The 25503-nt window shown below is 43.1% G+C and carries 23 protein-coding genes, 1 tRNA gene and 1 riboswitch; of the genes, 6 read left to right on the top strand and 18 right to left on the bottom strand.

The features are described 5' to 3' along the window. Nucleotides 1-69: 69 nt before the first annotated feature. A riboswitch (purine riboswitch) is annotated at nt 70-167 on the bottom strand. 82 nt (nt 168-249) lie between these two features. From IGK85_RS06785 to IGK85_RS06770, 4 genes are read right to left on the bottom strand one after another with little or no spacing between them, the layout of a single operon-like run. Beyond that, on the bottom strand, nt 250-927 hold the full coding sequence (locus IGK85_RS06785) for a hydrolase (RefSeq protein WP_008381475.1): 678 nt from the start codon (nt 925-927) through the stop codon (nt 250-252). A gap of 20 nt (nt 928-947) precedes the next feature. After that, nucleotides 948-1553, bottom strand: coding sequence for a glycoside hydrolase family 73 protein (locus IGK85_RS06780; RefSeq protein ID WP_005236425.1), 606 nt, complete (start codon nt 1551-1553; stop codon nt 948-950). After that, entirely contained in the window at nt 1550-2560 is a 1011-nt protein-coding gene (locus IGK85_RS06775) for a M15 family metallopeptidase (protein WP_035007164.1), read from the bottom strand. The genes IGK85_RS06780 and IGK85_RS06775 overlap by 4 nt, the downstream gene beginning before the upstream one ends. 32 nt (nt 2561-2592) lie before the next feature. Further along, on the bottom strand, nt 2593-3096 hold the full coding sequence (locus IGK85_RS06770) for a hypothetical protein (protein ID WP_005236436.1): 504 nt from the start codon (nt 3094-3096) through the stop codon (nt 2593-2595). A gap of 123 nt (nt 3097-3219) precedes the next feature. Between IGK85_RS06770 and IGK85_RS06765 the strand changes: the two genes are divergently transcribed. Continuing rightward, entirely contained in the window at nt 3220-4176 is a 957-nt protein-coding gene (locus IGK85_RS06765) for a Gfo/Idh/MocA family protein (protein WP_081487944.1), read from the top strand. A 33-nt stretch (nt 4177-4209) separates the two neighbouring features. Here the strand turns inward: IGK85_RS06765 and IGK85_RS06760 are convergent, their stop codons facing one another. Continuing rightward, a complete protein-coding gene (locus IGK85_RS06760) occupies nt 4210-5172 on the bottom strand; it encodes an aromatic acid exporter family protein (protein WP_008381481.1) in 963 nt (320 codons plus the stop codon). Nucleotides 5173-5270: 98 nt separating this feature from the next. On the opposite strand from IGK85_RS06760, the gene IGK85_RS06755 reads away from it, so the two are divergent. Continuing rightward, entirely contained in the window at nt 5271-5870 is a 600-nt protein-coding gene (locus IGK85_RS06755) for an FUSC family protein (protein WP_005231932.1), read from the top strand. A 44-nt stretch (nt 5871-5914) separates the two neighbouring features. Here IGK85_RS06755 and IGK85_RS06750 read toward each other — a convergent pair whose 3' ends face one another. From IGK85_RS06750 to IGK85_RS06730, 5 genes are all read right to left on the bottom strand, one after another. Further along, nucleotides 5915-9337: an ABC transporter permease gene (locus IGK85_RS06750; RefSeq protein WP_008381483.1), complete on the bottom strand. Its 3423-nt coding sequence runs from the start codon at nt 9335-9337 to the stop codon at nt 5915-5917. Beyond that, nucleotides 9338-10039, bottom strand: coding sequence for an ABC transporter ATP-binding protein (locus tag IGK85_RS06745; protein ID WP_008381485.1), 702 nt, complete (start codon nt 10037-10039; stop codon nt 9338-9340). A 160-nt stretch (nt 10040-10199) separates the two neighbouring features. Continuing rightward, nucleotides 10200-11039 carry an SDR family oxidoreductase gene (locus IGK85_RS06740; protein WP_008381487.1) on the bottom strand — a complete coding sequence of 280 codons (840 nt, stop codon included), beginning with the start codon at nt 11037-11039 and terminating at the stop codon, nt 10200-10202. A gap of 122 nt (nt 11040-11161) precedes the next feature. Next, complete coding sequence (gene nagA, locus IGK85_RS06735; protein ID WP_008381490.1) at nt 11162-12307, bottom strand: N-acetylglucosamine-6-phosphate deacetylase; 1146 nt, start codon at nt 12305-12307, stop codon at nt 11162-11164. A 68-nt stretch (nt 12308-12375) separates the two neighbouring features. Continuing rightward, the gene (locus tag IGK85_RS06730) at nt 12376-13221 is read right to left on the bottom strand and encodes a helix-turn-helix domain-containing protein (protein ID WP_008381491.1); all 846 of its coding nucleotides are present in this window, start codon (nt 13219-13221) and stop codon (nt 12376-12378) included. Nucleotides 13222-13381: 160 nt separating this feature from the next. Here IGK85_RS06730 and IGK85_RS06725 point away from each other — a divergent pair, with 160 nt between their 5' ends. Beyond that, the gene (locus tag IGK85_RS06725) at nt 13382-13561 is read left to right on the top strand and encodes a hypothetical protein (protein WP_005236448.1); all 180 of its coding nucleotides are present in this window, start codon (nt 13382-13384) and stop codon (nt 13559-13561) included. A gap of 55 nt (nt 13562-13616) precedes the next feature. Here IGK85_RS06725 and IGK85_RS06720 read toward each other — a convergent pair whose 3' ends face one another. The 4 genes from IGK85_RS06720 to IGK85_RS06705 all read right to left on the bottom strand — a co-directional run bounded on the left by IGK85_RS06720 (nt 13617) and on the right by IGK85_RS06705 (nt 18212). Next, complete coding sequence (locus IGK85_RS06720) at nt 13617-14834, bottom strand: pyridoxal phosphate-dependent aminotransferase (RefSeq protein WP_005236450.1); 1218 nt, start codon at nt 14832-14834, stop codon at nt 13617-13619. 168 nt (nt 14835-15002) lie between these two features. After that, nucleotides 15003-15878, bottom strand: coding sequence for an ABC transporter ATP-binding protein (locus IGK85_RS06715; protein WP_008381494.1), 876 nt, complete (start codon nt 15876-15878; stop codon nt 15003-15005). A 10-nt stretch (nt 15879-15888) separates the two neighbouring features. After that, nucleotides 15889-17103 carry an ABC transporter permease subunit gene (locus IGK85_RS06710; protein ID WP_005236453.1) on the bottom strand — a complete coding sequence of 405 codons (1215 nt, stop codon included), beginning with the start codon at nt 17101-17103 and terminating at the stop codon, nt 15889-15891. Continuing rightward, the gene (locus tag IGK85_RS06705; protein ID WP_008381497.1) at nt 17100-18212 is read right to left on the bottom strand and encodes a hypothetical protein; all 1113 of its coding nucleotides are present in this window, start codon (nt 18210-18212) and stop codon (nt 17100-17102) included. Before IGK85_RS06705 ends, IGK85_RS06710 begins: the two co-directional genes overlap by 4 nt. 196 nt (nt 18213-18408) lie before the next feature. Between IGK85_RS06705 and IGK85_RS06700 the strand changes: the two genes are divergently transcribed. The 3 genes from IGK85_RS06700 to IGK85_RS06690 all read left to right on the top strand — a co-directional run bounded on the left by IGK85_RS06700 (nt 18409) and on the right by IGK85_RS06690 (nt 21602). Further along, a tRNA-Leu gene (locus IGK85_RS06700) sits at nt 18409-18491 on the top strand. 404 nt (nt 18492-18895) lie between these two features. Next, nucleotides 18896-20131 carry an Ltp family lipoprotein gene (locus tag IGK85_RS06695; protein WP_008381499.1) on the top strand — a complete coding sequence of 412 codons (1236 nt, stop codon included), beginning with the start codon at nt 18896-18898 and terminating at the stop codon, nt 20129-20131. Nucleotides 20132-20330: 199 nt separating this feature from the next. Beyond that, nucleotides 20331-21602 carry a hypothetical protein gene (locus IGK85_RS06690; RefSeq protein ID WP_008381501.1) on the top strand — a complete coding sequence of 424 codons (1272 nt, stop codon included), beginning with the start codon at nt 20331-20333 and terminating at the stop codon, nt 21600-21602. A gap of 92 nt (nt 21603-21694) precedes the next feature. On the opposite strand, the gene IGK85_RS06685 is transcribed toward IGK85_RS06690, so the two are convergent. The 4 genes from IGK85_RS06685 to IGK85_RS06670 all read right to left on the bottom strand — a co-directional run bounded on the left by IGK85_RS06685 (nt 21695) and on the right by IGK85_RS06670 (nt 25501). After that, on the bottom strand, nt 21695-21922 hold the full coding sequence (locus IGK85_RS06685) for a hypothetical protein (RefSeq protein ID WP_005229963.1): 228 nt from the start codon (nt 21920-21922) through the stop codon (nt 21695-21697). A gap of 64 nt (nt 21923-21986) precedes the next feature. After that, the gene (locus IGK85_RS06680; RefSeq protein ID WP_008381503.1) at nt 21987-22859 is read right to left on the bottom strand and encodes a VOC family protein; all 873 of its coding nucleotides are present in this window, start codon (nt 22857-22859) and stop codon (nt 21987-21989) included. A gap of 165 nt (nt 22860-23024) precedes the next feature. Beyond that, complete coding sequence (locus IGK85_RS06675; protein WP_008381505.1) at nt 23025-23858, bottom strand: sugar phosphate isomerase/epimerase family protein; 834 nt, start codon at nt 23856-23858, stop codon at nt 23025-23027. Nucleotides 23859-24007: 149 nt separating this feature from the next. Next, nucleotides 24008-25501, bottom strand: a complete 1494-nt coding sequence (locus tag IGK85_RS06670; RefSeq protein ID WP_008381507.1) for an extracellular solute-binding protein — start codon at nt 25499-25501, stop codon at nt 24008-24010. Nucleotides 25502-25503 lie beyond the last annotated feature (2 nt).

Here is a 25503-nt window from a genome sequence, read left to right as displayed (position 1 = left end):
CTCCTCGTTCCTTTCTATTCCATCCTGAAAAAAAAGACACTCTTTTTGCCAAAGCAAAAAAAGTGTCTAACAGGCACGATTTTTACTTATAGTCCGATATTTACGGTATCGGGTAGAGACTGTCGACCATATTTCGACGATATACAAGTAATTTTTAAATGATAGATTCGATTATGCCTGTCTTTGATTAAAAACACAAGCATGGAATGCCCTTTATAAATAAAAATATTCTCATTTGTGGATCATTTGCTACTCTGGTTTCTCCATATCACGATAGTGCTCCATCTTTTTACTGAAAAGCTCCCCGTTGGAAGGCGGCGTGTAAGTGATCGCATTCGCACCTGCTTCAATCGTTTCTAAGATGCTCTCCTCAGTTGGACCACCCGTTGCAATGATCGGCAGCTTCGGATATTTTTTACGGAAGAAAGCCACGGTATCCGCTGTGTCCTTGCCGGCACTGATATTGATGACCTTCACACCAGCTTCAAGTTTGGCATCAATTTCAGTATACTTACTCGTTACGGTACTGATAACGGGAATATCCACGACTTTACAGACTTGCTCCACAGTTTTCAATGGCGTGGGTCCGTTTAAGACGACCCCGATCGATCCCTGAGCTTCAGCAAACATGCTCATATAAGAAGAGCGGAATCCTTGGGTCAAGCCGCCGCCGACACCAGAAAACACTGGAATATCTGCTGCTTCGATAATTGCTTTCGTAATTGCTGGGTGCGGTGTAAAAGGATAGACCGCTATCACAGCGTCCGCATTTGTATTACGGATGATCGCAATATCCGTAGTAAAAATAATGGAGCGGATTTGTTTCCCAAAAATTTGAATGCCGCTAGCCTCTCGAATAACTTTAGGCACTTTGACGATATCTTTGCGTAAATCAGTGGTGATTTTTGGCATATATTTTTCTTCCATAAGCAGCCAACTCTCTTTTCTTATTGATCAAATCGATTCAATTGGTAGGTTTCAATGACTTGAATGATTTTGCTGGCATAATCTGGATCCGTTGCATACCCTGCATCTTGTAAGGCTTGTGCGGCACTGCGGTAGTCGTTTGCTGTCAAGACATCTACATAAAGCGCAGGATTCCAATCAACACCATTTACAAACAACATCGTATGATCATCCATTGATTCTTCCCAAGTATCATAGACACGAAAATCTCCTTGAATCGTGACCCATTCTCCATTATAAAACTCTTGGGTATCTAATGTCACCTTTTTTGAATGACCAAATGACTTGATGCCAAATAAATTATTGTATTTGCTGGCTAGAGAACTCTGGCCCCAATCTGATTCAAGAATCGCCTGACCTATAATGATACTTGGTAAAATCCCATAGCCTTTTTGCAGTTCTTGCGCGTAAGGAGCAATGCGATCGATAAATTCTTCATGAGAGATCGCTTCAGTATTTGTTTCTTCCTCTTTCGGAAGAGGATCCGCCAAACTATTTAAGGAAAAAATAAAAGCAATCCCAATTAAGAATAACCCTAGAAAGACTAATGGGAAACGAGTCTTCTGTTTTTTTCGTCTTGCGCTCATTTTTTCACTTCCTTTGTCTGACTAAACACGTTCTTAGCGAACAAATCGCCTCCACTCATCAACAACTCTTCTTGTGCTCGTTGACTATTTTCTTGATTTCTAGTAAGAGAATTAGTAAAGATCCAGTCCTCCTGCAAAGGATCTGCCAATTCGTGATACGACAGTTCTGCTTCTTTACGAGTGATGTGTTCTCTTGCCTCATCAAGAAACTCTTCGAATGTTACCTCATGTTCTTCAATATATGTCGCCACTTCGACGCCTACATAGCGTAAATGCCATGGTTCATAATCGATTTGGGTAATGTCATGTTTCCCTTTCGGATAACGGATGATGAACCCATACTCTCTCGCATGGGCTTGTAGCCATTTTCCACCGTCTGTAACGCCGAACCCCTCATTGAGAAGTTCGCCTGTATGATTTTGATACCAGTCTTCATCGATTACGTCAATCGCAAGACCGGTATGGTGCTCACTATATCCCGGTTCAGTAAAGGTCAGTTTCGTGATACGAATTGCTTCTTCTTTTGTATTCCCTTGGCGGATCAAGCTATTGACATTGGCATCGAATATTTCCTGTTGATACTCTACCGAACGGTAAGCAGAGACCATGACTAAAGGATGTCCAGCCACCTTTGCTGCCTCAGCTAGTTCTTCGTATGCCGAAACGATTCGCTTGTCCACAAGGTAGCCATTTGATAATTTCCCCAAATCTTCTTGCGCGATTTCGCTGACGATTTTATTTTTTGGTCCTACCAGAGCCAACGACCAATCATTCAATGAGACAGTTGGGAAATCATCTTCGTTCACTTCATCACTAACAGCTGCTTGTTCTTGCGCATCCTCTGAGTATTCCGTCGAAGTTTGACTGCTGGATTCAGTTGTTGTGCTCGTCACTGTTTGAGTAGTAGAACGAGCGATACTTAGATTCTTTATTGGGGTGACTGCGGTCACTCGATTCACTTGTATGGTTAGGAGAACCAAAAACAAGAATCCTGCTGCCGCAGCCATTCCATAATACTTTTTCAAAAAATACCCTACCTTTAATTATAAGTTTCTTCCAGATTTTCTTTAACCCACTCTAACAACTCGATTTTTTCATTGCGGATCTGCTGCTGAACAACAGCGGGCAATCGGAAGTTTAATATATCATCATAACCCCACTCATCATACGTAATACTGACTCTCAAATCAAGGTATTGGGCTGTTTCTTCAGATTCTGTTAACAATTCGACTTTTGCTAAATCGCTAGCTAGCCACGTTCTGGCGATTTGGGTTTTCATTTTTTTGAACTCGACGACCGCTTGATTGCGTTTTTCTGGATAAATGACGGTCTGGCGAATGATTTTTTGGATCAGCATCCATTCATAATCCGAAAACAGCAGTTTCACTTTCTGATTTTCAGCAGGCGATAAACTCATTGTGCCGTTTTTCCAAGCTTCCCATCGCTCCTCAGTGATTCCTAAATGTGTCTCATAAAACTGTTTTTCTGATGTGTATTGCTCGATAATCGTATTTAAAATAATGGCTATTGATACATTATGCATATGTTATCCCTCCTCTTCTATATTTTACTGAAAGTCAGCCGTAATGGAAACTTTTTACGATTGTTTTTGATTATTTTAAAGAATTCATTTCTTTTGTTATACTAAATATGAAGGAGATGATCAATGATGAAAAAATACCGTTGGGGAATGATTGGACTTGGAGACATCGCGACGCAATTTGCCGCTGGTTTTTCCAATGAAGCAAGTGAACTGTATGGAGTCAGCGCCCGCAGTTTGCCAAAAGTCCAGGCCTTTGCCGAAAAATACGCTATCCCCCATGCTTATGAAAGCACAGATGCTATGCTGGAAGATCCGCAAATTGATATTGTGTACATTGCAGTACCTAATGATCTTCATCACGAATTTATTATGAAAGCTCTGATGGCAGGAAAACATGTCCTCTGCGAAAAAGCCCTCACCACCAGTGCCGATGAGCTAGCGGAAGAACTAGCCTTAGCCAAAGAAAAAAACCTAATCTTAGAAGAAGCAATGACGATTTTCAATATGCCGGTTTATGCTCGGTTGAAAGAAGAGATCGATGCTGGGCGCTTAGGAAAATTAAAAATGATCCAAGCACCATTTGGCAGCTATAAAGATCCTGATCCCACCAATCGTTTCTTTAACCCAGATTTAGGTGGCGGTGCGTTACTGGATATTGGCACGTATGCCGTTTCATTTGCTCGCTTTTTCATGTCGGATACGCCAGAAGTGGCGTTTAGCAGCATGAAGCCCTTCTCTACAGGTGTGGATGAACAATCAGTCACGATCCTCCAAAATCCAGCCGATGAAATGGCTAGTGTCACGCTGACTTTCCAAGCGAAAATGCCTAAAACAGGTATCGTTGCTTTTGAAGAAGGGTACATTACGGTGGATGAGTATCCTCGTGCGGACAAAGCCATGATTCATTTCCGCGATGGGTCAAATGAGGTCATCGAAGCTGGTGACAGTAATCAAGCCCTTAATTATGAAATTGCCAATATGATCAAAGCCATCAATGGCGATATCGAAGGATCAATCCACTTGACCGCCGATGTCATTGACGTTCTTGATCAAATGCAAGCTTTTTGGGAACAACAGTAAAAGTGAAAAGACTCCTTTGCAGGAGTCTTTTTTTTAGCGCTCCATCGTCTGAATCTGTTCAGAAAAGTCGGCTTTGATTTCAATAAAACTTTTAAAGGTTTGCAGAAACTGAAACAGCTGGGCCCGATTTTCAAATTCTGCTCTTGTTTGCGGCAATGGTTTTTGTCGATAATCTTCGTATAAAGCTGCAATTTTTGCCAAGATCTCTTTTCCATCGTTATTTTCATGAAAGGACTTGGCGGTAAAGGATAGCAGCTCTTGGAACGCATTTGTATAGGCTTCTTCTACCCAAAACAATTGTAATAGATCAACCATTTCCAAGAGTAAGCGCGCTTGACTTTGCCGCATGGTGAAATACTCTTCATAATAAGAGGCTTCTCCTCGCCACTGGTTTTCACTATGAACCATCGCTTGCTGTTTGCCTTGCTTGATTTCTCCTAACAATGCTTGGCAAACATGAGGGAGCGTCGCCTTTTCTTTTTCTGTTAACGCGATCGACATGTCTTTTAAAAGACTTTTAAACGTTTCTTCTACCAACTGCTGTTTTTCTTTCAATGCCCGTTCGCCGTCTGGCATATACAAGTTAAATAAAAGTGCAAAGCCGATGCCAATACTCATCAACAAAAAAGCATTTCCAATCAATGGCCAAGCAAAAGAACGTTCCATCATGTAATGGGTCACCAAGACCGAATTGACCACGATCCCATCAGTTAATTTGAAATAGACTGCCGTCGGAATAAATAGGAAGAGAAAAAGAACAAAGCCCAGCGGACCAAAGCCTAAAAGATAAAAGCTGACAAAAGCTAAGAGCGTCGCGATCGCCAAGGAGACCAAACGACCGATTCCTGTAAAGAGCGAGGTTTTCTTTGTATTCCCTACACTCAAAATTGCGATGATCCCTGCGGCTGGCGCATACAATAGACCGATCTGCTGAGCAAGAAACATGGACAAACCGGCAGCAACTGCTGTCTTCACTGTTCTCAATCCAATTTTCATTTTTGTCACCTCCTTTGAAAAGTATACTAAATTGTGAGGAATAAGACTAGAATTTCTCAACAGCATTGGGTATGATTAAGTAAAGGGGGCATTCTACCATGAAACTGGGGCGTTTTCGCTTAGGTATGCGAACGATAAAAACAGCCATCGCTGTCATGCTTTGTATTCTGCTCTTTCATTTCCTTGATCGCGGCCAGCCTTTGATTGCTGCCTTGTCTGCTGTCTTTTCATTGCGACAAGACCTGACAACAACAATCTCTTTTGGGAAATCACGGGTATTAGGAAATACGATCGGCGGCGGTACAGCCATTTTTTATTTTTTGACGAAGCAATATTTTCAAAATGATTTTCTGATCGAATTGTTTGTCCTGCCCGCACTGGTCATCTTTGTCATCGTTTTTTCAGATGGCATCAATAACAATTCTGGCATCATCTCTGCCATTGCGACGATGCTGTTGATCACTTCCAGTGTTCCACAAGGGGAATCGATCATCTTTGCATTGGACCGTGTGCTTGATACCTTTATCGGTACCTTAGTTGCCCTGTCAATCAATTTTGTTATTCGACCACCTGAGGAAGAGAAAAAGGATGAGATTCAAGAAGATTTGGTCGTGCTAAGGCAAAAAGAGCTTGAACTAAAAGCCATGCTAGAAGAAGTCCAAGGGGAAATCTCTGAGCAAGAAAAACAAGAAAAATAAAAACAGCCTTTTTCCAGAATGCTTCTGAAAAAAGGCTGTTTTTGTTACTCATTGGCTTTCAAGGCATCGATCATATTGACATGTTTCAACTTGAAATACATCGCGATCCCTACCACGCCTGAAAACAAGCAGGTCAATCCCGCTGCATACACATAGCTCATTGGTTCGACTGTCGGTGAAAACATGGCGATATCGACTTCGATGGTCTGTAAGACAAATTGATGCTGAAGCACCCCTAATAATAAACCAAATGCAATGCCGAAGATCGTCAGAAAGATATTTTCACGAAAGACGTACATGGTCACTTCTCGATCATAAAAGCCCAATACTTTGATGGTCGACAACTCGCGAATGCGTTCCGCTATATTGATGTTGTTCAAGTTGTACAACACGATAAAGGCTAATGCCCCCGCAGACGAGATCAAGATCCAGATGACGATGTTCAAGGTTGCTGTCGTGTCATCTAAGGCATCCGCTGAAGCTGAGAGGAAGGAAACATTGATGACATTGTCTTGTGCCATCAAATCAGCCGCGATCGCTTCTTCCTCCGATTTTGTCAAACGCTGACTGAATTTCAATAACTCACTATTGTAAGCAGGCGTTTCCTGAAAGATCTTTTCGTACGTTTCAGGTGTCAAATAAGCAAAATGGCCCGTGTAGTTTTCTGCGATGGCAGCTACCTTCAGTTGAAATTCCTCGCCGCTTTCATTCGTCAACGTTATCGTATCACCCACCGATACTCCAAACAACTTAGCAAGCTTTTCATTGATGATGGCGCCCTCTTCTTCTAGCACGTAAGCTTCTCCTGAAACCCGATCATTTAAATGGACAAATTTCGACAAACGTGCCGGCTCTTCTGGCACGGTTACGGTTACTTCTTGCTGCGTGACCCCCGGTTGAGCCAACGTCAGACTTTCGGTATGCAAAAACAACCCCTCTTCAAGGCCATCGATTTTTTCTGCAGCAGCTTTTGTTTCACTCATTGCTTTGGAAGCCTCGTCATCAAAGGTAATCACCGCCTGATATTGCCAGATTTTCTCAAACTGCAAAGGAATGATATTGCTGATGGAATCTCTCAGGCCAAACCCAGTTAAAATCATCGACGTGCAGCCAGCGATTCCTAAGATGGTCATGAGCATTCTTGACTTGTAGCGAAACAGGTTTCGCATTGTAACTTTTTGAATAAAACTTAAGTGCCGCCATAAAAAAGTGATTCTTTCTAAGAGAATTCGTTTCCCTGTTTTTGGGGCCTTTGGTCTCAACAAGGAAGCCGATGACTGTCTTAAATCAAATCGTAAAACCAGCAGCGCAATTCCGATGGTGCAAAGCAAGCTAACACCCACAGCAATCAATGAAAGCCGCAAATACCATGGGGTGTCATACTCCGTGAGATTGTAAAGCGGTCCATAAGCTTGAATGATGATTGCTGGAAAAAAGGAAAAGCCTACTGCTAGGCCCAATACAGCACCTGTGATGCCTGCTGCAGAGGAATAAAGCAAAAATTTCTGTCCAATCTCCCAGTTGCGATAGCCTAGTGCTTTCAACGTTCCGATCTCACTGCGTTTTTCATCAATCATCCGCGTCATAGTGGTTAGACTCACTAAGGCTGCGATCAAAAAGAAAATGACTGGAAAAATCGTCGCTAACGAAGAAACGCGTTCCGCATTGTCTTGGTATTCTGAATAACCAGGATTCGCATCGCGGTTCGCGACACGATAAACTGCCGGTTTTAGCTCCAACAATTCCTGCTCTTTTTCCGCTACTTCTTTTTTGACATCTTCAAGCTTTTCGCGTTCTTTTGGTGCTCTTTCTTTAAACTCGGCAAGCTTTTCTTGAAGGGTTGCTTCGTTTTCTCGGTATTCCAGCCAGCCCTTGTCTAGCAAAGACTGACCATTAGCTTGCTCAGAAGCTAAAGTCTCACGAGCAACACTCAGCTGCGATTCTCCTTGAGTGATCTGGGTCTGAGCCTGTGCCAATTCTTGGCGTCCGGCACTGACCTGGCTCCAGCCAGCGTTGACTTGCTGTTGCGCCCGTTGAAGTTGCACTTCTTGTTCATTGATTGCAGCCAGTTGTCCGCTTAATTGGGCACGTTGTTGCTCACCTTCAGCAATGAGTGGATTCAATGTATCTTCAGCTGCCGTCAGCATAGTAGCAATCATCGTTTCATCGATTTCCTCCAGATCAGGAATCGGACCAAGGACATCTGTCGGTAGGTTCAACTGTGCCAGAGCGGCTGTTACTTGTGCATAGACGGTAGGCAGCTGGGCCATTTGCTCCTCTGCAGAAAGTTGACCCACACTTCTGATTTGATCCATGCCTTGGTATGCCAGCGCAAGTTGCTCCTCCACTTGTTGGATGCCACTTTGTAGTTCTGACTTTTGTGCCGAAATGGGCGCTAACTGGGCTTGGGCTGATTTTACTTGGGCTTCTTGCTGAAGCAACGCTTGTTCGCTTTGATCCAGCAGTCGTTGGTTTTCCGCCAACGATTGCTTACCCTCAGCTATTTTTTGTGCTTCACTATTCAACTGCTCTTTGGCAGCTTGAATTTCTGTTTGGAATGCTGCTTCTTGTTCCGTCAGTTCCCGGTGCGCCTGCGCTAATTTTTCTTGTGCGTCGTCGAGTTCCCTTTGTGCTTCTTGCAGAGCCGTTTCTCCGTTGCGGATCTGTTCTTTGGCTTCGTCAATGGCTGGTTGTGCTTCATCGATCAGCTCTTGTCTGCGTCCTTGCGCCCGAGGAGCCAACTTTTTCTCAACTTCAGCACTTATTTGATCTCTTTTCGTCTGATACGCCACTGAATAGCTTTCCATTTGAGATAAGTCATCAAAGCGAACTAAAAATCGGGCATATGCACTTTCTTTAAAATCCTCCTCAGGAATCACCGCAAAGTAATCCACTGTCCCATTACCAACGGTACTGTTCCCCCGATGAAAGTTCTCAATATATTCAGGACTATTGACAAAGCCCACGATCGTGAAGGTATGGGTTTTTAATTGATTTTCGCCACTTTCTGGCAACTCAAAGGATTCATCTAATTCGAAACCACCACTATTTTGTGCCGCTTGATCTAAGGCGATTTCCCCTGATTTTTGCGGCAATCGACCAGAAGTCACCTCATATTGATTGACAGATCGATCAGTTGAAAGAGAGAAGACACGAATCACAGCACGATGATTTTCGGCATTGATATCAGCGATCTGCTCCGTCTCAACCGCTGTGACACCAGGCATTTCCTCAATGATTTGCCGATCGGTATCCGACAACCCCAAAGTTGAAGCAATTGTAAGGTCGGCTAATTGTTGGCGAGAAAAGTAATCTTCAGCAGCTTGTTTCATATTAGGGCCGGTGGCGCTGATCCCGACAAAAAAAGCGACTCCTAAAAAGATAATGCCTAAAATGGACAAAAACCGCCCGGGTGCTTGCCTAATTTCACGTAAACTGGAACGTAATAATGTTTTTTTCATAGGCATTTACCAAGAAATAGAGGCAATTGGAATCGGATGAGTATTTTTTTCCATCTTGCGAACCTTTGCGTCATTGATATGGATCACGCGATCCGCCATGGGAGCCAAGGCACTGTTGTGTGTAATGATCAAAACGGTCGTCCCAGTCTCGCGAGCTGTTTTTTCTAAAATAGCCAAAATCTGTTTTCCCGTTTCATAGTCAAGTGCCCCAGTTGGTTCATCACAAAGCAGCAGTTTGGGCTTCTTGGCTATGGCACGAGCAATCGTGACCCTTTGCTGTTCACCGCCAGACAATTGTGCAGGAAAGTGATCCAAGCGATCACCTAATCCAACTTGGGTCAAAATCTCAGCTGCATCAAGTGCTTCGGGTACGATTTGTGCCGACAGTTCCACATTTTCTCTAGCCGTCAAGTTCGGCACCAAATTGTAAAATTGAAAGACAAATCCGACGTCTTTGCGACGATAGGTCGTTAGTTGTTTAGCATCAAAACCAGCAATATCCGTTCCATCGACAATCACTTGGCCGCTGTCACATTGATCCATCCCGCCTAGTATGTTCAAAACGGTGGACTTACCGGCGCCACTAGGACCAAGGATCAGCGCGATCTCGCCTTTCTCTACGGAAAAAGAGACGCCATCATTGGCAGCAATCACCGTATCGCCCATTGTGTATTTCTTCACTTCTTTCACTACTTCAATATAACTCATTTTATTCCTCCAAGAATTCCAGCGCCGCATGCGCTTTCTCGCTTAACAGTGTATCACACTTTTTCCCTTGAAAGAAACCGCAAAAAAGCAGCACAAGGTCGTGCTGCTAAAAAACAAGTCATTTATTCAAAGTGATCCAGATTGGCAAAAGCAAAACAAATCATTTTGTGTGGTCCGCAATTCTTTGTTGCGTTTCTTGCCATAGTTTCTGTGCTTGTTGCTGCTCCTTCGGGATCTCGGTTAGGACTGCTTGACGATCAACAAAGTAGCGGCCACTGATACCCGCAACGTCTGGACTTAGCGCTAAGTAAATCGCTGTATCTGCCCCTTCTTCGGCTGTTTTAAAAAAAGGCGTCAACATTTTATAAATAGATTGACCAAATCCTGTTTGTCGACTGACCCCTAAGCTGGTCGCCACAGCTCCCGGATGCAAGGAATTAGCAGTAACGGTCGTATTGCGTAGCTGGAACGCAAGCGCATCCGTAAATAAAATCAGGGCTTTTTTTGAGCGGCCATATTCCCGCCAAGGGAAAAAATCCGGTACATCGAAAAAGCGCTGATCCTTTTTCTTTACAAATTTGTAGGCGCCGGATGACACATTGACGATCCTGCCGGCATCGGCACGTTTTATTAGCGGCAATAACTGACGGGTCAGTTCAAAATGCCCCACGTAGTTTACGCCCAGCATTTGTTCAAATCCATCGGCTGTTCGCTCTTTTTTTAAATTGACGATGCCCGCATTATTGATCAGTACATCCAATTTCTCAAAGCGGGCGTTGATTTCAGCGGCTGACTTGCGTACGCTAGCCAACGACCCCAAATCACCGATCACTAGATCGATGCTTGGATTGCCTGTCTCTTCCTTCAAACGTTGCTGTGCTGCCTGCCCTCGTTCGGCAGAACGGCAATACAAAATCACATGCATCCCCAATTCTGCCAATTGTTTGGCTGTTGCAAAGCCCATACCGGCATTGGCGCCGGTAACTAAAATCGTCTTCAAATCCCCATCATCTCCTTCATAGGATGTCGTTTTCTTTCATCATAACTGAAAACAAAAAAATCTGCTCAAAAAACAGATCAAGAGAAGCTCTCTTCTTGTTTCTTTAAGCAGATTGTTTTATTTTACGCCTGGTAGCGGCAGACGCCATCTAAATAGGTGGCTGTTACATTCATTTCTTGATCCAAAACAATAAAGTCAGCTGGGCGACCTTGTTTGACCATGCCGCAAGCATGGTCAATTTTACAGCTGATTGCTGGAATCAAGCTGGCCATCATGACCGCTTCTTGAGGGGTAGCGATTCCCCAGTCTACTACATTTTTCACAGCTTCTTTTAGTTTCAAAATACTACCAGCAAGATTGCCAGTTTCCATTCGAGCCGTTCCGTCTTTCACCACTACTGGAAATTCACCTAAAATATAATCACCATCTGGCATGCCGCCAGCCATCATACAGTCAGTGATCAAGGCAACATGGTCGTGACCAGCTTTTTCCATCAAAATCTCAGCTGCTTGAGGATGCACATGGTGGCCATCACAAATCAACTCTGAAAAAACTTCTTTTAATGAAAGTAGGGCACCAACCATTCCAGGCTCACGATGGTTTAATCCGCGCATACCGTTGAATGCATGAACAAAAACGCTAGCACCAGCTTCAACTGCTGTTTGCGCTTCTTGTAATGTACCGTTACTATGGCCTAGAGCAACCACTACGCCTTCTTCCGTCACTTGCGAAACAAACTCACTCACACCTTCTCGCTCAGGAGCCAAGGCGATTTTTTTGATAATTCCACCAGAAGCTTCTTGCCATTCATGGAAGGTATCGATATCAGGATCACCAAAATAAATTGGATTTTGTGCACCTTTATGTTCTTCAGTAAAGAATGGGCCTTCAAAATAGATCCCTTGGATTTTTGCTCCTGTAACTTCGTCTTTGACTTTCCCAACGGTTTCAGCAACATCCCGCAACCGTTCTTTGCTGGATGTTAAGGTTGTTGGCAAGAAGGAAGTCACACCACATGATAAAAGGCCTTCCGACATGGCTTTAATGCCTTCTGCATCGTTGTCCATCACATCATGGTTCATAAATCCGTGGATATGAGTATCCACAAGACCCGGTGCTACCCATTTGCCTGAATAATCTTCTACGTCTGCACCAGAAGGGACTTCATCGACGATCGCTCCGAATTTCCCCTCTTTGACCTCCAGGTAACCAGGGCCATGAACCGCTGATTTTAGAAAGAATTTGTCTGCGTAAATATATTTATTCATCTTGATCGCTCCTCTATTTCTTTTCTTCCTTAAAAGTACTCTTATTTAGGGAAGAAGTCAAGAAAGGTCTACACCACTTTGTCAGATTGGCGAATATCCATGACAGCACGATACAGCTGAAAACTTTTTTCGGCTGCATTTTCTTCTTTCAGTCTATAAAGTAAGTGTCCCTTCAGTTCAAACAATTCTTCTAGAAAATACAAACTGTTTTTTTCTCTGGCTAAGGAAATGCCTTCGTTCGTTACCTTTAGCGCGAGGCAATCTTCTTGTTGCTCCTTTAAAAAGACCGCATAATTGTAGTAAATTTTGGTCAATGATGTGGAGAGACGTTCCGGCGGCAGTGCGTGCATGGCATCGTAAGCTTTTTCTAAGTAAAAACGAGCCTCACCCAGTTGCAGCAAATCACTATAGACGCGGCCCATGCAGCTCAGGATACGAATTTCCATCACCGAAACATTGGTCTTATCCTGTTGATAGGAGTAGGCCAGTCCTTTTTTCAGCGCCTCAAGGGCGGCATCATAGTTTTGATCGAGGAAATAATCACAGCTGCCTAGATAGTAGTAATACATTTGCATATCTGAATCCAGATACAAATAATCCTTGATCGCCTTATCTTCCATTTTTTCCCGCATTTCTTGAAACTGCTTATGGACAAAATGTGATTCGATTTCGGCAAAGATTTGATTGGTTTTGTTGATCTCTTCCGAATGAAGCATCATTACTTGATCTAAGGTGACTCCTAAGCGTTGGCAGATTTGGTACATCACCCAGACATTCGGCAACTCTTCGTTGTTTTCAATACGGCTTAAAACACTTTGCGAACAAATATCTTCCGCTAACATCTTCTGTGTCATCTTTCGTTTCAACCGAATCGAACGGATATTTTGACCAAAAGATTCTTCTTTTTTCTTCATAATCGTCCTCCAGGGGGAATTCTTATAAAAACCGAACGTTTCTTGTCAAAAATGCGAATTCGCATTTTTAATTTTCTTTATTTTAGCACATAATGACAAAAAGGAAAGCAATTTCAAGAATGTCTTGTTATTTTTCCACAATTTCAAATGAGGTGTTAAGATGACGATCGACAGTACGATCTTTTTTACATGGGATGGCAAGAAGTATCAAGGGATCATCGAACGAGAATATGAGAACTCTGTTCTGGTTCAAGTCACCGATCCTAGTGCTGAAATGCTGGATAAATTTACCAATCGAATGATTGTGAGCAAAAAAATTTGTCAACCAGTTGCCGAATAAAAACATAAGCACCACTCCCTCACGGTTGTTGAAGGAGCGGTGCTTTTTTATATTCTTATTTCTGACGATAGGACGCCAAAAATTCTGTCATTTTTTCAGCAGTCGTTTTTAAGTCTTCCATATTAGGAAGATAAACGATTCGGAAATGATCTGGCTGTTGCCAGTTGAACCCACCGCCGTGAACCAGCAAGATGTGGTGCTCGTGTAAAAAGTCTAAAACAAATTGTTCATCATTGGTGATATTAAAGCGTTGAATATCAATTTTAGGGAAAATATAAAAGGCGGCTTTCGGTTTCACCGCTGACAATCCCGGAATGTCATTGATTGCCTTGTGGATAAACGCTCTTTGTTCATAAATACGACCACCTGGTAATAGTAACTCATCAGAACTTTGATAGCCTCCTAATGCGGTCTGAACGATTTGTTGCGATAAGACATTCGAACACAGTCGCATCGAAGATAGCATATTCAAGCCTTCGATATAGTCTTTCACATGGGACTTGTCGCCACTGAGGACCATCCAGCCCACACGGAAACCTGCCACTCGATGAGACTTAGACAAGCCACCTAGCGTCACAACGAATCGATCTGGCGCTAATGTAGCAATCGGCACATGGACATAATCATCCATGACTAATCGGTCATAGATCTCATCAGAGAAAATGATCAAGTCATGCTCACGAGCAACGTCGACGATTTGCTCCAAAATTTCTTTTGGATAAACGGCTCCTGTTGGATTGTTCGGATTAATAATGACGATCGCTTTGGTTTTGCTGGTGACCTTGGCTTTGATGTCCTCGATATCAGGATTCCAATCTGCTTGTTCATCACAAATATAATGGACGGGCTTTCCGCCAGCTAATGAGATCGAAGCAGTCCACAAAGGATAGTCAGGCATCGGCACGAGCACTTCGTCCCCATTGTTGCACAAACCTTGCATGCACATCGTGATCAGCTCGGAAACACCATTACCTGTGTAAATATCATTGATGGTCACATCAGGAAATTTCTGTAATTGATAATATTGTTCGATCGCTTTACGGGCAGAAAAAATCCCTTTCGAATCAGAATATCCTTCCGATTCTCGCACGTTCATAATCAGGTCTCTAACGATCTCATTTGGGGCTTCGAACCCAAAAGGCGCGGGATTCCCCGTATTTAATTTCAAGATACTGATGCCTTCTTCTTGCATCCGATCGGCTTCTTCTAAAACTGGGCCGCGCACATCATAACTGACCCCTTCAAGTTTTGACGACTTCGAAAATTTCTTCATATTCCATTTCTCCTTTAACCATAGGTCAACGTCAGGTTATTGGTTCTCGTCGTTGATCTCTTTTCAGATTGAACCTATTATAGCAAAAAACTTTTACCTATGGCGAAATTTTTTTGCTTCTCCTTCATCTGTGCTTGTCCCGCTCTCATCTCGTAAATAGTGCGACAGTCAGTAATTTTCAGGAAAATACGTCAAATACAATTCATTTAGTGCCAAGTGCCCCACAGAAAAATCAGTGATCCCTGCAGCGATAAACCGTTGCGGTAGCTGAGGATCGCTGATTTCTATCAGATAGATCCGTCCTTGCAGATCGATGGTCACCGTCGTTAATTCTGGAAAAGCCACCAAAAAATCTACCGAGTCCGTTTTTAAGTACAACGGTTGATTGACTAACGACTTGCGACCAAAGTATTCGCGAATGATCTTGCCGTCTTTTAAAAACAAGACCCGATCCGCGTAGGAATCCAAATTCGTCAAAATATGCGAAGCAATCACGATCGCTTTCTTTTGCGCTCGCAAGGCTTTTAATACGTTAGAGATCAATTCCACATTGGTCGGATCCAAGCCATTCATGACTTCATCCATCAGCATATAAGGCGTATCCGTCACGATCTGCATCGCAAAACAAAGACGTTGCCGCATGCCCAGCGAATAGGTACCCACAGGACGTTTGATATAGTCACTCATCCGCAAACGATCAATCGTTTCTTCCACTAAGTGTTCCTCTGAACGCCACATTCGCTGATACAGCTTGAGATGCTCGAAACCACTCAAATCATTGTACAAATCATTTTGGTCAGGAAAAAACGAAATTTGTTGATGCGCTGCCACTTCTGATTTTTTGGTCACATATACTTGACTGCCATTCAAAAATACTGCGCCTTCATTCGGCTGGATGAAATTCATCGCCACATTCAATAGCGTGGATTTCCCGGTGCCGTTAGGGGCGACTAACCCGACGATTTCCCCGGGAGAAAAGGCAATGGAAAGCTGATCCAATACTTTTCTCGTATACGTGACCGTCACATTTTTCAGTTCTAACATATCGTTCCTCCTATGCCAAATGAAATTTTTTGCGTTGGATCGTCACGAAGAAACACATTTCGATCAGAAGCCAAACGCCTCCTAATAAAAGCAACCCTTTTTCCATCGTAAACCCTGCAGAACCAAAATAAAAACGTGTCCAGCCTGAAAGGACTTGTCCCACATTTTGATACAGATAGACATACAGCGTTTTATCAAGGTAAGCACTGAACCAACGTCTTTGGAAAATATAGGGTGAAAGCAAGCAAAAACCAGCCAAAAGCAAATTAACCAGTTCTGAGCGAAACAGGGCACTGAACAACAAGATGCCGCGACAATAAATAAACTGCAAAAAAAGCGTCGCAAGAAAACATTGGCCTATAAAAAGACCGATGGCTTGTGTTTCAAAAGCGTTGAAATCTGTGATCGGGTAGCGAGCATCAAAGGTCGGTGATAAAATCGTGACCGGTAGTTCCAGGGAACCAAAGCCGAATTGAATGCCAGAACCCAACCAGAGAAAGAACATGGTCCCAAGCGTTGCAATTGCAGAACCGACCATCAATACTGCCGTTTTGCTCCAAAGGATCTCTTCTGCCGATAATGGCAGTGAAAGAAATAGGGATTTATGTCTTCGTTCTTTTGGCAAACAATCGATCGCCAAAAATAAAGAAACAGCAAGCAATAGAATCGGTAAATATCCAGTAAAACTTCGCTGCAATGCCTGTATCCCCGTTTTTTGCTCCATGACTGCTTGCGAGAGTTTCTTATTCGGCAACTGGCTGAAGGCTTCCATAAGCTTAGCGGTTGAAGCATAACCAAAGCGACCGTCATAGGCAGCGTAGTAATTTTGAAACGTATAATAATCCGGTGTATAAAAAACATTTCGTTCATCGGTAAACTGCAACGCCAACTGGTACCACGTAGTTGTTCCTCGTGCATAAGCTTGCCAGTTCTCATCAGCTAGTGCATCTAATCGTTGTTTTTCCGCTTCGTTCCATGGGGTAAACATTTCAACTGCTAAGCTTGCCGACCAATGGTCAGAAGGATTGGCTGCTTGTTGATCAAGAAAATCTTGTCGCACAGTATAGCGTTGTTGCATTTCTGTTTTATCTACTCGTTCAATCGGGCGAAAATCTTTTTGCCAAAAACTGTAAACGCCGCTATAGATAAGAAGCAAGCAAAAAAGACCAATAGTTTTCTTGCTCTTTAAGAGTTGTCGTAATTCAAATAAAAAATAGTCTTTCATCCTTTGCCTCCTCTCAACAAGCGATTCTGTTTATCCGCAACGAGCATCAAAGCTATACAAAGGAAGATCCACACCACCGTCAGCAGCCAACTAGCATAGACTCCCCAAGAAGTACCAGAGCCCAATGCAAAGGCGCCCGAATAAAATTTATCCATAGCAGCTATATGAACTGGTAACAGTGGGATCTTTTGCAGCATCGGAATCAAGCCGAGCCCATAAAAAAGCACCAGCAAAAAGAAAGAGACGTATCGATTGGCTGCGATCATGTTCATGACAAAACCTAAGCATTCGATCAAACCAATCAGCAAGCCAAAAGAAACCAGGCTATATAAAACGCTCTGCCAAAAAGGTAAGGCTACCCAATCCCCATTGTGATAGACGGCTACTGGATACTGCCAATCCCCGAACTCCCCCAGAAGGCTCATTGAAAGAAAGACGCCTAAGAAGAACACAATCAAAACGCCTAAATTTGTAATCCCTTTAACCACAATTTTACTTAACATCCGAATCGGAAAAATCTGCGGGTACGAGCGAATCAAAGAGAAGTGTTCTCTTTCTTCTATCAAATTGTCACTGGCAAAAAAAGCCCAAAAGAAGAAGCCAAAATTAAGCAAAAAGGTTATTGCCAAAGCGACAGCGGTCTGGGCATTGGCAGCCGTGAGGACCGGCTCTTTTTCTTGCTCGACTAAAGCTTGATAGACCTTCTGATCTTGTTCGATTGCCCATAAAGGTGGCAAAAATCCTTTGTCATCAACTTCTGACGCCCAAATCTGCTTTTTTAGTTCTGCAATTTGAATACTCGTTTGATTAAATCGTTCGTATTCTTCCATAATCAAGTTGGATAACTGTCGCGAAGTCAGTGTATTGTTTTCAAGCAAAAGTTGATACACCTCTTGTTCAGCAGGTGAACCCGACTGATTGGCTTGGTAGCGATCAACAAGCCGTGAGGCTTCCGCTTTTTCTGCAGTGATCGTGGCGGGTAAGTTGATGGGTTCCATCAGCTTCAAATAAATGGAAAAACAGCAACCTAAACTAAAGGCACCAATGAGCAGGAAGAGGAACGTTTTCTGTTTGACAGATTTAGCTAACTGGTTTTTAAAGTAGTTCATTTGCTCTCCTCTCAAAAAAATAATTATTCATTCTTTTAGCATACCTTTTATGGAAAAAAATGCAATCTAAAGTCTGAAAATTCTTTCAAATAGCATTAGGAAAAGTTATTGACAAACCTGTTGAAAATCAGGTAAGATATTTTCTAGACGCGGCGTGACAGAACTACCTCAGCCTGCGTTTCCTTCTATAGTATTTGCGGAAATGACGGAATGGCAGACGTGCAAGATTGAGGGTCTTGTGAGCAATCGCTCGTGTGGGTTCAAATCCCATTTTCCGCATCCTTACAGCTTCCCCATTATGGGAAGCTGTTTTTTTGTTTGCTCAAAAGATTCCCCATGGCGATCCTTCGATGAATTCTTTCGATCGCTTTGATCTTGAGCGTCTACTCCTAGAAAGTTGATACGAAGCTTCCTTTCCCAAATGTAAAAATCGATAAAAACTCTTTTATCATTGCATTTCACACTATTTTTCATATAAAATGAATAATATAACGATTATTCTCAAAAGCTGGTTCGATGCTCCGCTTTTTCTTATTGGCGGATCAGAAACAGTTGCCTGAATTTACTGGTGATGAAAAATCTTTTCAGCATTTTTCCCATTCACCTTCTCTCCTCCTTCCCCCAGATAAACAAACCTCTTCCGACCGTTTTCTCAGTTACTTTCGATAGAAAGAAGGAGCCTAATGAAAAAAAGAGTACTGATCACCCTATTGTCATTCGTTATTTTGCTTATCGGTTGCGCAAAGGCAGATGAAGAACTGTCAGAGACCGTTGCACTTGGCATCGACGCACGACTGGAATATACAAACCAATCCGGAACGGGCTGGGCCTATTATCACCCAGCAACCTTAGAGTTGTTGATTGCCGGCAGTCAAGCCGAATTGGCTATTTTGGAAGAGCTTGATTCTTCCGACGAAGATCTTTATCAGTTAATCAGCCACACAATTGATTTGATTGCAACCGCTGAACGAGCGTTAGTGGAGCGTCGGATCGATGTCCCTGCTTGGTTTGCTGCCCGCATTGGTTATAGCCAGGCTCTGGCTGCGATTCATGAACGGAGCCCTATCATTCTCAGTAATCATGACAACCTCAACCGTCTGCTGGAGGTAGCAAACGAAACGATTCCTGAAGCCGACCCGCGTCAAAAGCTGGGGCTTTTGGCAGACGATATTGCGCAGCTTCAGCAGCTCACCGAAGATGAGCTAACTCTTCATCGCAGAATCAAACTTGACGACGAACTCACCGCCACTGTTTACCACACAAGTGAAACGAATGTTGACGTCTTCGTTTTTTCGAAGCCCGAAGAGGAGTACGCATCTGGATTTACTGTTCTTAATCGGGAAACTGCCGACGAGCAAAAAGCTGCATTCTATGAAACGATTTTACGAGGGCTGGTCGTAAATATTCCTCGTGAATCGTTAATGTTTATGAATCGATTCGATCAATCTTCAGATGAACATCAGCTGGCGGTGATGACCTATGGCTTTGATCATGACATTGATCAAGACATGGTCACTACCGTGTATCAACAGCTTCAAGAAGCAAACGCAAAACAAGAAGCAGCTACGGCTTTGCAGCAAGAGCAAAGCCAGCAAAACCAGGACGAACAAACTCAGACCGAGAATGAAGGAGCTTCAGAACAAAGACGAGCGATCGCACGTGCCGAATCCTATACGAACCTCATGGCTTTCTCACGTGCACGATTGATCCAACAATTAGAATTTGAAGGGTTTACCCATAATGATGCGCAATGGGCAGTTGATCAGCTCACGATTGATTGGAACGAGCAGGCGTTGAAGAAAGCAAATAGTTACCATTCCTTGATGAGTCTTCCTCCAGACAACATTCGCCGGTTATTGGCTTCCGAAGACTTTTCAGAAGAACAAATCGACTACGCGATGACAAACATGGGTAACTAAAAACTAGCGAAGAAAAGGGCATCGCGATGCCATATGCTGTTGTAGTGACCCCAAAAAATTTGGTTTTTTGGTCTAACTTTGGGGGTCAGTTGATGTCCCTTATACTGTGACTATGTTTATACCCAAGAAAGTGCTCGTACTGATGCGTTCATTCGTACAAATTGGCGAGGTTTACTAGAGTCTCACGAGGAGGAGAAAAATGAAAAAACAAGTTTTGTTGCCATTATTACTGATACTATCCCTGATTTCAGGATGTGGGACGATAAATTTAGCAAGCCCTGAGGAACTTTCTGAGCGCATCGGTGCAGCTTTAGATGCTGGTTGGGAACATACCTATCATGCAGAAAATCTTACTTATGATTTAAGTATTGAAAATCTCGAACTGATGATTCGAGGCAAAGAAGCAGAATTGGCCTTTCTAGACCAGGTCAATAGCAACTCAAAACACAAGGCGGCATTCATTGAAAACACGGAAACAATGATCGCACTCGCTCAAGAAGCGATCGAAGCTCGCTATCTGGATATGCCCAGTTGGGTTGCCGCTCGCAATGGCCGTATCGAAGCCTTACTTGCCATCCATGAAGAGAGCCCGATCATCGTCAGTAGACGAGCAAAATTGCAAGAATTATTCAACGAATACGAAGAGGATTTAGCACTAGTGACCGCTGGAGCAAACAATCCTCTTGCCGATGAAGAAGGAATTAATGAAGATACACGAGAAAAGCTTGGTTTGACACCTGATACACTTGAACACTTACACCAACAAAGCGATGACCAAGAAATCGAGTGGCAGAGTGCTATTGATTTGGCGAACGGCGTGACCATGAATGTCTTTTCAACAAAACATGAGCCAGTGGAGATTCTCACATTTACGAATGCTGGCGAAAAATACCCTGCCGCAATCACTTTGTTTAATGGGCAAACGACGGAAATCGTTCCCGAGATAATGACTCCTTACGAAGCCGTTTCCGCTTATTTTTACGAAATTGCCGATGCAGTTTATGAAACGATTCCAGTCGGTTATCGATTTCTGGTTGAATCACTATGGCTTGAACTGGAAAACGACAATCGTTTTCAATTTAGAACCTACGTGTTTGATAACGAAGTGACCGAGGAAACGATTTTAGCAGGGTTTCATTTCGCCCCGACTGTAGCAGCACGCTATGAGCGCGAAAACAATGCGACAGAACGAGAACGTGAAGCCTTTTTCCTCGTTAGAGCGCAAGGAAATCGTCGCTTTTATTCAAAACAAGAGATGGCAGAACTGTTAGAAACAGAAGGTTTCACTGCGGAGGAAACACAATGGGCACTAGAGACCCTTGACGTAGATTGGTATCGCCATGCTTTAGGGCGCGCCAATCAATCCCGCCGGGTGTTAGGGATCCGTCAAAGAAATATGGCCGCTCATCTTGAAGGGAACGGCTTCTTACCTGATGAGATCGAATTTGCGATTGAAAACATGGAAAATTAGTATGTAGTGGACGAGACAGATCCCATTCCCCATTTTTTCTTAGCGTAAACAAAAAACCGACCAATCTTCCTGTTTAAGATTGGCCGGTTTCTTTATTTTTTGGTTTTGATTGGTACCATGGCTTTGCGCCGATGCTGTTTCATTATTGCTTGAAGACCATAGACACCAACTCCGATAATTCCTGCAAAAGCCGAAAAAGCAATAAAAATCACAGGAGACGCCCCACTTTCTATTAATTGTTTCCCTTGGACAAAGAAAAATAAGCCCATGCTGATCAATAATGCTAGAAATAGTGATTGTCCCGCCCCGTTTTTTTTCATGCTTGCTCTCCTTTTACTTGATTATAGGTTATTCTCTCATTTCATGAATGAAAAAACCTCCATCTTAAGGCTGATTCTTTCTTTCGATGATCAGATTGATCCCATTCGGATCAGTCAAATGCAAGCGGCTGTCTGTTTCTAACTCATAAGAAACGCCACTTGCCTTTAGATGACTTCGTAACGTAGAAAAAGCAAAAGCTGGCAAAACGATCGTAAAGTACGCTAAGCCTAGATCCTTTTCCTCCATAGCTGGAACATTTCTTCCCATCCAAATATTCGATCCGATATGGTGATGATACGAACCAGCAGCAAAAAACTTTGCTTGGCTACCAAAATCTGAAGTCAAACGCATGCCTAAAACTTCGGTGTAGAATTCTTCTGTTTTTGCCAGATCCGCCACTTTCAAATGGACATGCCCCACCGTGGTGCCAACTGGAAAAGTCGTTTGTGATCGGTCAGCGGCTCCCAGCACGCCTTGCGCGTCCATTTCGATAGTAACGCCCACGATCTCACCGTCTGCTCGAATATCCCAGTCACTCTTCGGTTTGTCACGATACACTTCGATCCCGTTTCCTTCTGGATCGGTCAGGTATAACGCTTCACTATACCCATGATCGCTAGCACCATCCAGAGGGGCTTTGGCCTCCAAATAATGAATCAGCATATTTCCTAGGTCTTTACGGCTAGGCAAAAGAAACGCCGTATGGAAAAGGCCTGTTTTCCGTGTCAAAGGCAACGGATCACTCACCTTCTCTAGAACTAAAAGCTCTTGTGTCCCCACGCCTAATCGCGCGTGATCGGCACTTTGCTCCAATAAAGTCAGGCCGATCACGTCCGAATAAAACTGGCTCATTTTTTCCATATTCGCTACTTTTAAAACGACTTTGCCAATTGCGGCTGTTGCATCGATTTGATAGGTTGATTGAATCATTGTCATCGCTATTTCCTCTTTTCTAAACAGTTAAGTTCACTTGTACCTTTAAGTATAACACTAACTTTTAGTAAGTAAATAAATCTGCTTGTTGAGGAAAGGATTCCTTGATCTCCCGTGACTCCTTGTAACAAAGCTTTTCCTCATCAGTCACAATCAAAGACAGCTCGCTCACTTTTGCAATGCTTCAATCAGTGAAATGGTCGGCTGCATCGCTTCTTCGGTCGTCCCTTCTAACACAACATAACAAAATGGCTTGTATTCAGCGGTGATGGCCAATAGTTGTTGATAATCAATCCTTCCTTCTCCCAATGGCACTACCTTGATTTTACCATCGATTACTTGATAGTCCTTCAAGTGCAAGCAAACGATGGCATCACCAAAGCGGGAAAAAGCTTCCCTTGTCAAAGCGACTTGCTCTTGATAGTTCTTCGCCGTAATCAGATTGGTTGGATCAAAGATGATCCCTAAATAGTCAGACGGTACTCGTTCCAGCAATTCTTCGATTCGATCGATCGATGATAGTGGATGATTCAAGCCCGCTTCAATCCCTAGCATCACTTGATGTCTCTTAGCCACTTGGACCAAACGCTTGATCACCTGAACCAAATCATCGAAAACGACGTCACTGAAATTTTCCTCGGTATACCCCATATTTGGCAAAACCGAACCAGTTTCACTTGCAACCATAGCTGCATCAAAGTATTTGGCATGTGCGAGATAGGTCTCGAATCTGGATAAAATCGCTTCCCGTTTTTCCAGATCAGGATGGATCAGATTACTATAACAACTCAATAAAGCGACCTGAACATAAGATTGACCAAAAACACGTTTGAAAAAGCGGCCTAAACCAGGGCTTAATTGCTCTGGCTCTGCCCATTGCGGGAAGGATTTATTTAATGCAAATTGAATGTTATGAATGTTTTTGGCGGCAATTTTTTGCGCTAATTCTTCTGGGGACCCATAATTCTTTAAATCATGCCCCCGAACAGTTAGTTGAAACATAGCTTCTCCTTTCTTCACTGCTTTTGAAGCAAAAAGAAGACCAAGCAGCGAATCACTTCAACTGGTCTTGGTCTTCCAATCATTCAGCAGTAGCGGCTCCTCACTTCATCCATTCCTTCTCAACAGATGATCAGAACCTTTTGTGACCTTTATTGTTGTGAACGATAATCTTCCGTGAACTCATCAATGATTTGCTGTCCACCATTTCTTAAGAAGGTTTCGATCGCTGTATCAAACCCATCGATCTCGATTTCCCCAGTCATATATTGGTAGTAAGCGTCTGAGATTCCTTCAATCAAGCTTGACCATGAACGATCATAGGTTTCAGAGGTCAGCGATTGTGCAGGATTGATCACCGCAAACTCTTCATTTTCCCGAATCTTTTCATTGGCTAAGTTGACATATGGGTTGCTTGAAGGGAAAACTGTTACTAATTCTGATGGACGAGACGAAGAAAATGGTTGTACTTCTTGTTGCCACTTCGTATCATCTAAACGGACATAGACACCCTCATCATCAATTTCATAATGGACCCCTTCGATCCCTTGCGTCATCAAGGTAAACGGCTCTTCGTCCATCAAATCGTTGATAAATTTCAAAACAACACGTAAGTCTTCTTCGGTTTCAACATTGTTTTTCGGAATGGCTAACCAACCGCCCATTCCACCATTGGTATCAGAAAGGATACGACGTTCCACATTTTCATGGACGATATCATTGATCAAGACCCATTCCATATGCTCTTCATCAGTATCAGCTGCATCATCAATGTAGTTACGTACTTCTTGCAAACCACTCAATACAATCCCACCACGACCTTGAACGATATAGTTCTTCTGATCATTTTTCGCCATTACCGCAAAATCAGAATTCATCCAGCCGTTATCATAGATATTACGGAACCATTCCATTGCTTCTTTGTATTCTGGTTGCATAAAGGATGGCATCACTTCATCATCATCCGTGATCGTAAACCAATTGTCTGCACCAAAGTAACCTGAAAGTGAACGGAACCCAACATTAAAGGACTCATCACGTTCAACGAATCCGACCGTGTCATCTACCCCATTGCCATCTGGGTCTCCTTCTGTAAAGGCTTGTGCCACAGCTGATAATTCTTCTAAAGTCGATGGCACGTCCAACCCTAAATTGTCTAACCAATCTTTTCTTACGAGGACACCATAACGAGCGATCGGTTTTAGAAACGGTACACCATAGATATGACCATCGATACGAGAAGATTCTAAGCGATCCTCAGAAATTTCTGCCAGATTCGGAAACTCTTCTAAATAGGGTTCCACATCCCAGAACATTCCAGATGCTAGCGAACTACGGACGGTTGTGTTATTGATTTCTGTCAAACTTACGATATCTGCTAAAGAATTTGACGCTAATGCTGCATTCAAGCGTTCTGTTTTTGATGCGTCCGGCACCCATGTAAAGTCGATCTCGACCCCTGTATATTCTTCTAACTTTTGTGTTACATCCCCAGACGGAGGTGAAGCGGTATGCAGCATTGCCATCCAAGAAATACTTGTTTTTTCATCACTTTCTGGTCCATCAGATGAACCTCCGCCATCGCCGCAGCCTGCTAAAAACAGTCCTGCACATAATAATAAACTTGCTACTTTCAACTTTTTCATTC

Origin of the sequence: Enterococcus sp. AZ015 (assembly GCF_050499225.1) — a bacterium.
GTDB classification, from domain to species: Bacteria; Bacillota; Bacilli; order Lactobacillales; family Enterococcaceae; genus Enterococcus_D; species Enterococcus_D entomosocium.
This window is presented reverse-complemented; position numbering and strand designations above follow the sequence as displayed.

Excerpts from the sequence above, each read along its gene's own strand:
- IGK85_RS06785 (WP_008381475.1), bottom strand. The coding sequence starts at position 927 with ATGGAAGAAAAATATATGCCAAAAATCACCACTGATTTACGCAAAGAT.
- IGK85_RS06780 (WP_005236425.1), bottom strand. The coding sequence starts at position 1,553 with ATGAGCGCAAGACGAAAAAAACAGAAGACTCGTTTCCCATTAGTCTTT.
- IGK85_RS06775 (WP_035007164.1), bottom strand. The coding sequence starts at position 2,560 with ATGGCTGCGGCAGCAGGATTCTTGTTTTTGGTTCTCCTAACCATACAA.
- IGK85_RS06770 (WP_005236436.1), bottom strand. The coding sequence starts at position 3,096 with ATGCATAATGTATCAATAGCCATTATTTTAAATACGATTATCGAGCAA.
- IGK85_RS06765 (WP_081487944.1), top strand. The coding sequence starts at position 3,220 with ATGATGAAAAAATACCGTTGGGGAATGATTGGACTTGGAGACATCGCG.
- IGK85_RS06760 (WP_008381481.1), bottom strand. The coding sequence starts at position 5,172 with ATGAAAATTGGATTGAGAACAGTGAAGACAGCAGTTGCTGCCGGTTTG.
- IGK85_RS06755 (WP_005231932.1), top strand. The coding sequence starts at position 5,271 with ATGAAACTGGGGCGTTTTCGCTTAGGTATGCGAACGATAAAAACAGCC.
- IGK85_RS06750 (WP_008381483.1), bottom strand. The coding sequence starts at position 9,337 with ATGCCTATGAAAAAAACATTATTACGTTCCAGTTTACGTGAAATTAGG.
- IGK85_RS06745 (WP_008381485.1), bottom strand. The coding sequence starts at position 10,039 with ATGAGTTATATTGAAGTAGTGAAAGAAGTGAAGAAATACACAATGGGC.
- nagA (WP_008381490.1), bottom strand. The coding sequence starts at position 12,307 with ATGAATAAATATATTTACGCAGACAAATTCTTTCTAAAATCAGCGGTT.
- IGK85_RS06730 (WP_008381491.1), bottom strand. The coding sequence starts at position 13,221 with ATGAAGAAAAAAGAAGAATCTTTTGGTCAAAATATCCGTTCGATTCGG.
- IGK85_RS06725 (WP_005236448.1), top strand. The coding sequence starts at position 13,382 with ATGACGATCGACAGTACGATCTTTTTTACATGGGATGGCAAGAAGTAT.
- IGK85_RS06720 (WP_005236450.1), bottom strand. The coding sequence starts at position 14,834 with ATGAAGAAATTTTCGAAGTCGTCAAAACTTGAAGGGGTCAGTTATGAT.
- IGK85_RS06715 (WP_008381494.1), bottom strand. The coding sequence starts at position 15,878 with ATGTTAGAACTGAAAAATGTGACGGTCACGTATACGAGAAAAGTATTG.
- IGK85_RS06710 (WP_005236453.1), bottom strand. The coding sequence starts at position 17,103 with ATGAAAGACTATTTTTTATTTGAATTACGACAACTCTTAAAGAGCAAG.
- IGK85_RS06705 (WP_008381497.1), bottom strand. The coding sequence starts at position 18,212 with ATGAACTACTTTAAAAACCAGTTAGCTAAATCTGTCAAACAGAAAACG.
- IGK85_RS06695 (WP_008381499.1), top strand. The coding sequence starts at position 18,896 with ATGAAAAAAAGAGTACTGATCACCCTATTGTCATTCGTTATTTTGCTT.
- IGK85_RS06690 (WP_008381501.1), top strand. The coding sequence starts at position 20,331 with ATGAAAAAACAAGTTTTGTTGCCATTATTACTGATACTATCCCTGATT.
- IGK85_RS06685 (WP_005229963.1), bottom strand. The coding sequence starts at position 21,922 with ATGAAAAAAAACGGGGCGGGACAATCACTATTTCTAGCATTATTGATC.
- IGK85_RS06680 (WP_008381503.1), bottom strand. The coding sequence starts at position 22,859 with ATGACAATGATTCAATCAACCTATCAAATCGATGCAACAGCCGCAATT.
- IGK85_RS06675 (WP_008381505.1), bottom strand. The coding sequence starts at position 23,858 with ATGTTTCAACTAACTGTTCGGGGGCATGATTTAAAGAATTATGGGTCC.
- IGK85_RS06670 (WP_008381507.1), bottom strand. The coding sequence starts at position 25,501 with ATGAAAAAGTTGAAAGTAGCAAGTTTATTATTATGTGCAGGACTGTTT.